Source organism: Pseudomonas sp. FW305-70 (assembly GCF_058783925.1).
In genome coordinates, this window is record NZ_JBYSYZ010000071.1 from 1 (window position 1) to 10,232 (window position 10,232).

A 10,232-nucleotide genomic window follows, 5' to 3' on the forward strand; every position below is an offset into this window, starting at 1 on the left:
AAGGCGGTGTGCCAGTCGACAAATGCTTTAACTGGCAAACCGCCTTCGCGAGCAAGCCCGCTCCCACATTGGGTCAAAAGCATCAGACCCAACGGTGTTCAGCCGTCGGGTCCGGGGTCAGCGCATTATTGCGCTTTTTGCGGTTGTTGCGCTTTCCACGCCTTGAACTCGGTCCATTCGGCGCGACGCTCAGCCTGTTTCTTCTGGATCTCGTCGAATTGCTTCTGTTGATCCGGTTTCAGCAGTGCCCGTACGTCAGCTTCGGCTTTCTTGTGGTTGGCGGCCATTTCATCTTTCATGGCTTTCTGGTCGGCTGGCGAGAGTTTCTCCAGGTACTTGTCAACCAGTTGCTTACGCTCGTGCATCTGCTCGCCCATGATCTTGCGGATCTGCTCGCGCTGTTCGCGGCTCAGGTCCAGTTGACTGTACGGGCCTTTGCCGTGCATGCCATGCATCTGACCACCGTGGCGCGAACCGTCCATCGGCCCATCCATGGGGCCGGTGCCTTCAGGCATGGCCAGGGCAACGGTCGGCAGGGCAGCCGCGAACATCAGAGCGATAAGAGTCTTGCGCATGGTGAATCTCCTTGTCTCGTTCCCGGTACGTTCCGGATGAGTACAGATTACGCAGATCAAGGTCAGCGGCGGTCAGCGAAGGGTAAAGCTTGGGTAAAGACGATTTCCCGCCGACCTGACAAAACTTCAGATGACTGCAGGAGCGAGCTTGCTCGCGAAGATTTCGAGGTCGGCGCTTCTTGTCAGACAGTGCGCGTCATCGTTCACGTCCATCGCGAGCGAGCTCGCTCCTACAGGGGGCACATGGTTTCAGAGGCTGTAGTAGTAGCCGCGGCTGCGCAGGGCCACGATGCGCGGACGGCCATCGGGGTGTGGACCGATCTTCTTGCGCAGGTTGCTGACGTGCATGTCCAGGCTGCGGTCGTACAGGGTCAGCTTGCGGCCGAGGGCAATCTGCGCCAGTTCCTGTTTGTCCAGGGGTTCGCCGGGCTGCTTGAGCAGGGCTTCCAGCAGGCGGCTTTCGGAAACGGTGAGGGTGAACTCCTGCTCGTCGATGCTGACCACGCCGCGCACCGGGCTGAAACACAGGTCGCCCAGTTCCAGCTGGCTGGACACCGCTGCCGGGTGGCTGCGGCGCAGGACGGCGCGCAGGCGGGCGGTCAACTCTCGCGGGTCGCAGGGTTTGGCCAGGTAATCGTCGGCGCCAAGTTCCAGGCCGAGAATACGGTCCAGGGGCTCGCCCCGGGCCGAGAGCATCAGCACCGGCAAATCCGGGTGATCGCTGCGCAACTGCTTGAGCAGTTCCAGGCCGCTGCCATCGGGCAACATCACATCCAGTACCACGGCCGCCGGAGCGGTTTCGGCCAGCGCACGGCGCGCGCTCTGGCCGTCGTGACAGGCGCGTACCTGAAACCCTTCCTGGCTCAGCCAACTGCTCAGGAGCTCACACAGCTCCTGGTCATCATCAATCAGTAACAGCTCGCTCATGACTCACTCAATTTAGCCATTGTCGACGTTTTCGACTTGCTCCACTGGCGAAGATACCGCACAGCAGCGCCAATAGCGCTACCCCGGCGCCAATGACAAACCATTGTTGCTGGTCGGTCAGCAGGCGCGGCAGCGGACTGCTGGCCTGGGCTTCCTTGAGTTGCAGCTTCAAGCGCTGGTTCTCCTGGCGCAACCGGGCCAGCAGCGGGCTTTCGCGTTCGCCATCGCCAGTTTGCAATTGTTTGCTCAGTTCTTCCCGTTGCCGTTCGCTTTCTTTCAAGCGTTGCTGCAGCTCGGTGATCTGGCTGCCGGCGCTCAAGGAAAGGGGCGTCGAGTTTCCACCCTCGGCGTATTCTTCACCGTGGGCGGGCGCCACGATCGACAACGTGACCAACATCAGACACAACGGACCCTTGCGCATCGCGACTCCTGATTCCAATACGGGTATTGGGCAAGTTGTCGGCCGATAAACAGGAATAATGAGCGAATGAGAACGCGATGAACCGACAAGGTTCATCGCGTGGGGGATTTGTTACGGCAGGACTTGCTTGAACGGCTTGACCAGAACGTTGGCGTAGACACCGGCAGCAATGTACGGATCGGCGTCGGCCCAGGCCTGGGCGGCGCCCAGGGAATCGAACTCGGCGACGATCAGGCTGCCGGTGAAACCCGCTGCGCCCGGATCATTGCTGTCGACGGCCGGGTGTGGGCCGGCCAATACGATGCGACCTTCGCCCTTGAGCACTTGCAGGCGCTCGAGGTGCGCGGGCCGTGCGGCCAGGCGGGCTTCCAGGGAGTTGGCGACGTCTGTGGCAATGATTGCGTAAAGCATGTCAGTCCTCGGTTTTTGGCGTAGTGGTGTCGGCATCGTGCAGATGGCGGGACAGGTAAATGCCCTGGCCGATCAGGAACAGCAAAGTCATGCCCAGGCTGCCGAAGACCTTGAAGTCGACCCAGTAGCTCTGGAAGGTGAACGCGACAAACAGGTTGGCGGCACCGCAAAACAGGAAGAAAGCGATCCAGGCGATGTTCAGGCGTGTCCAGACCGGCTCCGGCAAGGTCAGCGCGTGGCCCATGATGCGTTTGATCAGCAGGCTGTCACCGACGAAGTGGCTGCCGATGAACGCCAGGGCGAACAGCCAGTTGACCACCGGGGCTTTCCACTTGAGGAACGTCTCGCTGTGGAAGGCCAGGGTCAGGCTGCCGAAGACCAGGCAGGCGATCAGGGTCAGCCACTGGCTCTTCTCCAGCTTGCGCTGTTTGATGAACAGTGTGCCGTAGACCACCAGGGAACTGACGATCAGCATCGCGGTGGCGCTGTAAATACCGCCCACAGTGAGTTCATGGCCGGCGATGTCGACGACCCGTGGATCGATTTTGAAGACGATGAAAAACAGCAGGAGCGGGATGAAATCGATGAATTGTTTCACAGTGGCAGCCAGAAGCAGGATGTGGCGGCATAATAACAAACATATGGGCGCGCGATAGCGCCAGCTGAATTGAGGTTACAAAGCCCTGTGAATGTTGATTTGCACTGCCATAGCACGGCCTCCGATGGCGCCCTGGCGCCTGCGGTTCTGGTGGCGCGGGCGTTCGAGAAAGGCGTGCGAGTCCTGGCCTTGACCGATCACGACACCCTTGAAGGGCTCGACGAGGCGCGGCACGCGGCTGCCGCACTGGGGATGCAACTGGTCAATGGCGTCGAATTGTCCTGCACCTGGGGCGGCGCGACCATTCATGTGCTGGGCTACGGTTTTGACGTGAACGCCGCGCCGCTGGTCGAGGCCATCGCCAGATTGCATGATGGCCGTTGGCTACGCTCCGAGGAAATCAGCCGCAAACTGGCGCTCAAAGGCATGCCGGGGGCGCTGGATGGCGCCCGGGAGATCCAGCAGGCGCTGGGCGACAGCGGTAACGCGCCGGCCCGCCCGCACTTTGCGGACTGGATGGTGCGTGAAGGTTTCGTCAAGGATCGCGCCGAGGCGTTCCGCAAGTGGCTGGGTGCCGGCAAGCTGGGCGACGTCAAGCAACACTGGCCGACCCTGGAAGAAACCGTCGAAACCCTGCGCGCGGCCAAGGCCTGGGTCAGCCTGGCACATCCCTGGCACTACGAATTCACTCGAAGCAAGCGACGTCGCCTGATTGCCGACTATATTCAAGCAGGGGGCCACGCCATCGAAGTGGTCAATGGTTACCAGCCTGCCGAACAAGTGGGCAGCCTGGCCATTCTGGCCCGCGAGTTCGGTCTGCTGGTCAGCGCCGGCAGTGATTTTCATGGCCCCGGAGGCTGGTCGGAGATCGGCGAATACCGGCCGCTCCCGGAGGATCTGCCACCGCTATGGTGTCGATTCAAACATGACCCAGTTATTGCCGCCGTCTGAACAGGTAGAGAATGTGAGTCAATTTTTCCAGATTCATCCGGAAAACCCGCAAGCGCGCCTGATCAAACAGGCGGTCGAAATCATTCGCAAGGGCGGGGTGGTGATATATCCCACAGACTCTTCCTACGCCATTGGTTGCCAGATCGGCGACAAGGTAGCTGTGGAGCGCGTTCGGCGCCTGCGGCAGCTGGATGAAAAGCACAATTTTGCGCTGATCTGCAGCGATTTGTCGCAACTGGGACTGTTTGCCAAGATCGACACCGGCACTTTCCGCATTCTCAAGGCCCATCTTCCGGGGCCTTATACCTTCATTCTCAACGCCACCCGCGAAGTGCCGCGGCTGTTGCTGCACCCGAAGAAACGCACCATCGGCCTGCGTGTGCCGAGCCACCCGATTGCCCTGGCACTGCTGGAGCAGCTCGGCGAACCGTTGATGAGCGTGACCCTGATCATGCCCGGCGATGAAGATCCGTTGACCGACCCGCACGAGATGCGCCAGTTGCTCGAGCACCAGGTCGACCTGATCATCGACGGCGGTTTCGGCGGGATCAAGGCGTCCACCGTGATCAGCCTCGCCGACGGCGAACCGGAAGTCATCCGCGTCGGTTGCGGCGACCCTGCGCCGTTCATGGTCGAGGCCTAGATGTCCGCAGTAGAACCCGTCGACAGTCAGGCCGGAGCCCAACAGGAACTGCCCTTCGCCATGGTCTATGGCCAGGCGGTCATGGAAATGCCGCTGGACCTGTACATCCCGCCGGATGCCCTCGAGGTCTTCCTCGAAGCCTTCGAAGGCCCCCTCGACCTGCTGCTGTACCTGATCCGCAAACAGAACATCAACATCCTCGACATCCCGGTGGCGGAAATCACCCGCCAGTACATGGGCTACGTCGAGTTGATGCAGTCGGTGCGCCTGGAACTGGCCGCCGAGTACCTGGTGATGGCCGCGATGCTGGCCGAGATCAAGTCGCGGATGCTGCTGCCGCGGGCCGAAACCGTCGAAGACGAAGAGGACGACCCGCGCGCCGAACTGATCCGCCGCTTGCAGGAATACGAGCGTTTCAAGGCCGCCGCCGAAGGCATCGATGGCTTGAGCCGCGTCGGTCGCGACGTGGTGGTGCCCAAGCTCGACGCCCCGGAGGCCCGGGCTCGCAAGTTGTTGCCGGACGTGCGCCTGTCCGAGTTGCTGTTGTCCATGGCCGAAGTGTTGCGCCGTGGTGACATGTTCGAAAGCCATCAGGTCAGCCGCGAGGCGCTGTCTACCCGGGAGCGCATGAGCGATGTGCTGGAGCGCCTCAAGGGCGGCGGTTTCGTGCCGTTTGTCGAGCTGTTCACCGCTGAAGAAGGGCGCCTTGGCGTGGTGGTGACCTTCATGGCGATCCTTGAACTGGTCAAGGAATCCCTGGTCGAGCTGGTGCAGAATGAGCCATTTGCCGCGATCCACGTGCGAGCCCGAGCCGAATAACGAGTCGAAACATGAACCTGACTGAACCCCGTGACCTGGCACCCTTGCTTGAAGCCTTTCTGTTGGCCTCGGGAAAGCCGCAATCCCTGGAAAGCCTGTTCGAGCTCTTCGAGGAGGGCGAGCGCCCGGAACCGCCGGTCTTCAAGAAGGCCCTGACGATGCTCGCCAAGTCTTGCGATGGCCGCGCGTTTGAACTCAAGGAGGTGGCCTCGGGGTATCGCCTGCAAATTCGCGAGAAATTTGCGCCGTGGGTCGGGCGTCTGTGGGAGGAGCGTCCGCAGCGTTACTCCCGCGCCATGCTCGAAACCATGGCCCTGATCGCCTATCGCCAGCCGATCACCCGCGGCGAAATCGAAGACGTGCGGGGGGTGGCGGTCAACAGCAACATCGTCAAGACCTTGATGGAGCGCGAGTGGATCCGCATCGTCGGCTACCGCGACGTACCCGGCAAACCGGCGATGTTCGCCACCACCAAGGCGTTCCTCGATCACTTCAACCTGAAAAACCTCGACGATTTGCCACCCTTGGCGGAGCTGCGCGAGCTGGAACCGGACCCGGTGCTCGATTTCGACGACGCCCCCGTACCCGCCGGGTTGCAGGAGTTGGCCGACGCCAGCGCGGAACCGGAAGAACCGAAGGAAGAAACCAGTTTCCACACGCTGTTGCTGGAGCTCGACAGCATGGAGGAGGGGATCAAGACCGATTTCGATGATCTGTTGCGTGATGGCGCGGTGACTGAGTTTGATTCGGAACAGCCCGACATCGAGCCTGAACCTGAGCCTGAGCCTGAGCCTGAGTCGGAAATGGAACCGGAGCAGGAAGACGACATCCTCGGCGTTGCCGAAGCCCGGGAAAAACTGCTGGCTGCCGTGGCTGCCCTCGAACAACCGAAGCCCGAGCCGGAGCTGTCCGACGAAGAGGCCGAAGCCATCGAGGCCGAGCGCCGCCAATTCGAAGATTGACCGCAGCTTTTACGATCACTAAAGACCCCTGTGGGAGCGGGCTTGCCCGCGAATGCGGTGGGTCAGCCAATAAATATGCCGACTGACACGCCCTCTTCGCGGGCAAGCCCGCTCCCACAGGGTGGATGTGTTCACCGCAAGGCTGCGGATCACCGTTCGGCGCAAAAACCAATAACCTGGCCTTGATGAGCTAGTCTGTGATGCGCAAACGCCCGCATGCGCGTATGATTCGCGACCCTTCGGCGATCCCTTCGCCAAAGTACCCAGATTTCAGACCACACCGGGAGGTGCCCAGATGAGTATCAAAGAGCAGCAAGACGACCAGCCAATCGGCCCAGCAGGCGAAAAACTGCAGAAAGTCCTCGCCCGTATCGGCGTCGGCTCGCGCCGTGACGTGGAAGCCTGGATCAGCCACGGCCGCATCAAGGTCAACGGCAAAGACGCCACCCTTGGCCAGCGCGTCGACATGCACGACGCCATCACCATCGATGGCAAGGTGATCAAGCGTGAAGAGGCCGCCGAATCGGTGCGCCGCGTGATCATGTACAACAAACCCGACGGCGAAATCTGCACCCGTGTCGATCCGGAAGGCCGTCCGACCGTGTTTGACAAGATGCCGCGCCCTAAAGAGGGTCGCTGGATCAACATCGGTCGCCTGGACATCAACACCACCGGTCTGCTGATGTTCACCACCGACGGTGAGCTGGCCAACCGCTTGATGCACCCTTCCTACGAAATGGACCGTGAATACGCGGTGCGTGTGCGTGGCGAAGTCGACGACGAGATGATCGAGCGCCTGAAGGCGGGTGTTGTCCTTGAAGATGGCCCGGCCAAGTTCACCGACATCAAGCAGGCGCCAGGCGGTGAAGGTTTCAACCACTGGTACCACTGCGTGGTCATGGAAGGTCGTAACCGCGAAGTTCGTCGCCTGTGGGAATCCCAGGGCCTGGTGGTCAGCCGTCTGAAGCGCGTGCGTTTCGGTCCGGTGTTCCTCAACTCCGACCTGCCGATGGGCCGCTGGCGCGAAATGAGCCAGTACGAAGTCGACATTCTGAGTGCCGAGGTCGGCCTGACACCGGTCGCGATGCCGCAGATGAATGCCAAGAGCAAAGACAAGCTTGACCGTATGCAGCGCAAGTCGTCGCGTCCGATGGCCAAGACCGAGCGTGTGCGTACCCTGCGTCCAGCCACTGCCGCACCTGCCGCACCCCGTGCCAGCCGCGAGCCGCAGATCGAAGGCGAGCGTCCAGGGCGCAAGCCTGCTGCGCGCCAGGACGGCGAACGCGGTCCACGTACGCCACGTCCGGCCAATGGCCGTACCGAGCGTGGCGAAGGCCGTGGTACGCCGGTAGCCGATCGCCCGGCCGACACCAAGCGCCCGGCCAAGCCGGCGCCGAAGCGTCCGGGGATCAAGCTGGTCGACGGTGACACGCCATCGGGTAAGCGCCGTGGCGCACCGGCCGGTTCCGGTCAGCGTCCGGGCTTTGGTCGTCGCAAGCCGGAGTGAGGCAGCGGTAAGCTTCAAGCTGCAAGCGACAAGTTAAAAACGCCAACCTTCGGGTTGGCGTTTTTTTTTGCTGGCTTTAAGTCTGTGTCGTTTTTGAGGGCCTCTTCGCGGGCAAGCCCGCTCCCACAGGAGACCGGGTTGTTCTGGAGAAATGCGCTCCACTGTGGGAGCGGGCTTGCCCGCGAAGGCGTCAGCGGCAACACCACACTCTCCCGAATGGAAACCCGATGTTACGGCCTGTAAAGAAAACCTGACAAAATTCACCGATTAGCCCCGTGAATTCGCCATTCCCGGGATGCCGTAAGAAAACGCTTACGCATCAACGCCTTCCTTCCTCCTTCCAGCCCTCTGGCCCGCTTGTTTCACCGCTCCATGCAGGGTGTTATGCGCGCCATGCCTGTCGTGCAGGTGCATAACAAAAAGGAGGCGCAATGAACGCCGTATTCCATCTCCATCTCTCTGCGAGAGGCGGTTTTCCTGCCTTTCCCGTCGATGATCCGCAAGGATCTGACCCATTTTTTGCAGCCGCCCGGGCCTCCCGGGGCGGACACAGGCAATCCCGGCCATAGACACGCTTGTCCAGCGGGTCTGGCAGCAGGGGGTTACAGGTGTACAATGCGCCGCGTTTTACCTGTGACCTCCTGCGCATTTGCGCAACCCTCAAGGCTATCCGCCTTGTTCACTCCGCCGCGTCACGAGCGTGTCGGGTTCGATTTCGTCACAGATAAAAACAAACAGGTGACGCATGACCGTTGTAAATACGCTGAACTCCTGGTGCCTGCGCTGGGGTTTGATCGGTGCCGCTTAACGCCTTTCTTGAGCAGCAACGTCTACTGAACATCATCAAACCTTGCGTGAGACCCTTTTCATGAGTGGACAAAACCCGCAATCAGGCGAGCTGAAACGCGGCCTGAAAAATCGCCATATTCAATTGATTGCCTTAGGTGGCGCGATCGGTACCGGTCTGTTCCTCGGCTCGGCCGGGGTACTCAAGTCCGCCGGCCCGTCGATGATCCTCGGCTATGCCATCTGCGGCTTCATTGCTTTCATGATCATGCGCCAACTGGGCGAAATGATCGTCGAAGATCCGGTGGCCGGCTCCTTCAGCCACTTCGCCCACAAGTACTGGGGCGGCTTTGCCGGTTTCCTGTCGGGCTGGAACTGCTGGATTCTGTACATCCTGGTGGGCATGTCGGAGCTGACCGCGGTCGGCAAGTACATCCACTACTGGGCGCCGGACATCCCGACCTGGGTCTCCGCAGCGGGCTTCTTCGTGCTGATCAACGTCATCAACCTGGCTAATGTCAAAGTGTTTGGCGAGGCCGAGTTCTGGTTCGCGATCATCAAGGTCGTGGCGATCGTCGGCATGATTGCCCTGGGCAGCTACCTGCTGGTCAGCGGCAATGGCGGCCCGCAAGCGGCGGTGAGCAACCTGTGGTCCCACGGTGGCTTCTTCCCGAACGGCATCAGCGGTCTGGTGATGGCCATGGCTTTCATCATGTTTTCCTTCGGTGGCCTGGAAATGCTCGGCTTCACCGCTGCAGAAGCCGACAAGCCGAAAACCGTGATCCCGAAAGCGATCAACCAGGTGATCTACCGGATCCTGATTTTCTACATCGGTGCCCTGGTGATCCTGCTGTCGTTGACCCCGTGGGACAGCTTGCTGACCACCCTGAACGCCTCCGGTGATTCCTACAGCGGCAGCCCGTTCGTGCAAGTGTTCTCGATGCTGGGCAGCAACACCGCGGCGCACATCCTCAACTTCGTGGTCCTGACTGCGGCGTTGTCGGTGTACAACAGCGGCACCTACTGCAACAGCCGCATGCTGCTGGGCATGGCCGAACAGGGCGATGCGCCGAAAAGCCTGGCGAAGATCGACAAGCGTGGCGTGCCCGTGCGTTCGATCCTGGCCTCGGCCGCCGTGACCCTGATCGCGGTGCTGCTGAACTACCTGATTCCGCACAGCGCGCTGGAACTGCTGATGTCGCTGGTGGTGGCTACCCTGGTGATCAACTGGGCGATGATCAGCTACTCGCACTTCAAGTTCCGCCAGCACATGAACAAAACCAAACAGACGCCGCTGTTCAAGGCCCTGTGGTACCCGTACGGCAACTACATCTGCCTGGCGTTCGTGGTGTTCATTCTCGGTGTGATGCTGTTGATTCCGGGGATCCAGACATCGGTGTACGCGATTCCGGTATGGCTCGTGTTCATGTGGGTCTGCTACGGCATCAAGAACAAGCGCAGTGCTCAACATGCGTTGCAGGCGGCAGTGAAGTAACTCCCCGCAGAAACAACAAACCCGGCCAAGTGCCGGGTTTGTTGTTTTCAGGCTTCACACAAATCCCCGGTGGGAGCGGGCTTGCTCGCGAAGAGGGAGTGCCAGTCACCATTTACTTAGCTGACACACCGTATTCG

General features: G+C 60.8%; 11 protein-coding genes. 6 read left to right on the plus strand and 5 right to left on the minus strand.

Annotation, left to right across the window (positions count from 1 at the left end; all coding sequences use genetic code 11):
- Positions 1-125: 125 nt before the first annotated feature.
- The 5 genes from AC3WN7_RS27920 to AC3WN7_RS27940 all read right to left on the minus strand — a co-directional run bounded on the left by AC3WN7_RS27920 (position 126) and on the right by AC3WN7_RS27940 (position 2,932).
- Positions 126-575, minus strand: a complete 450-nt coding sequence (locus AC3WN7_RS27920; protein ID WP_095963821.1) for a Spy/CpxP family protein refolding chaperone — start codon at positions 573-575, stop codon at positions 126-128.
- Between the two features lie 249 nt (positions 576-824).
- Entirely contained in the window at positions 825-1,502 is a 678-nt protein-coding gene (locus tag AC3WN7_RS27925; protein WP_007975295.1) for a response regulator transcription factor, read from the minus strand.
- Positions 1,503-1,509: 7 nt separating this feature from the next.
- Positions 1,510-1,923 (minus strand): SH3 domain-containing protein, encoded by a 414-nt coding sequence (locus AC3WN7_RS27930; protein WP_095963822.1) that lies wholly within the window; start codon positions 1,921-1,923, stop codon positions 1,510-1,512.
- A 111-nt stretch (positions 1,924-2,034) separates the two neighbouring features.
- Entirely contained in the window at positions 2,035-2,334 is a 300-nt protein-coding gene (locus AC3WN7_RS27935) for a YciI family protein (protein WP_007975297.1), read from the minus strand.
- A gap of 1 nt (position 2,335) precedes the next feature.
- On the minus strand, positions 2,336-2,932 hold the full coding sequence (locus tag AC3WN7_RS27940) for a septation protein A (protein ID WP_095963823.1): 597 nt from the start codon (positions 2,930-2,932) through the stop codon (positions 2,336-2,338).
- An 87-nt stretch (positions 2,933-3,019) separates the two neighbouring features.
- Here AC3WN7_RS27940 and AC3WN7_RS27945 point away from each other — a divergent pair, with 87 nt between their 5' ends.
- The 6 genes from AC3WN7_RS27945 to AC3WN7_RS27970 all read left to right on the plus strand — a co-directional run bounded on the left by AC3WN7_RS27945 (position 3,020) and on the right by AC3WN7_RS27970 (position 10,095).
- On the plus strand, positions 3,020-3,883 hold the full coding sequence (locus tag AC3WN7_RS27945; RefSeq protein WP_015096293.1) for a PHP domain-containing protein: 864 nt from the start codon (positions 3,020-3,022) through the stop codon (positions 3,881-3,883).
- A gap of 13 nt (positions 3,884-3,896) precedes the next feature.
- Complete coding sequence (locus tag AC3WN7_RS27950) at positions 3,897-4,526, plus strand: L-threonylcarbamoyladenylate synthase (protein ID WP_041475076.1); 630 nt, start codon at positions 3,897-3,899, stop codon at positions 4,524-4,526.
- Complete coding sequence (locus AC3WN7_RS27955) at positions 4,527-5,345, plus strand: segregation and condensation protein A (protein WP_056721489.1); 819 nt, start codon at positions 4,527-4,529, stop codon at positions 5,343-5,345.
- A gap of 11 nt (positions 5,346-5,356) precedes the next feature.
- Positions 5,357-6,307 carry an SMC-Scp complex subunit ScpB gene (gene scpB, locus AC3WN7_RS27960; protein WP_102675802.1) on the plus strand — a complete coding sequence of 317 codons (951 nt, stop codon included), beginning with the start codon at positions 5,357-5,359 and terminating at the stop codon, positions 6,305-6,307.
- 295 nt (positions 6,308-6,602) lie between these two features.
- Entirely contained in the window at positions 6,603-7,814 is a 1,212-nt protein-coding gene (gene rluB, locus AC3WN7_RS27965; protein ID WP_102675803.1) for a 23S rRNA pseudouridine(2605) synthase RluB, read from the plus strand.
- An 868-nt stretch (positions 7,815-8,682) separates the two neighbouring features.
- Positions 8,683-10,095, plus strand: a complete 1,413-nt coding sequence (locus tag AC3WN7_RS27970; RefSeq protein ID WP_102675804.1) for an amino acid permease — start codon at positions 8,683-8,685, stop codon at positions 10,093-10,095.
- The last annotated feature ends 137 nt before the right edge of the window (positions 10,096-10,232 follow it).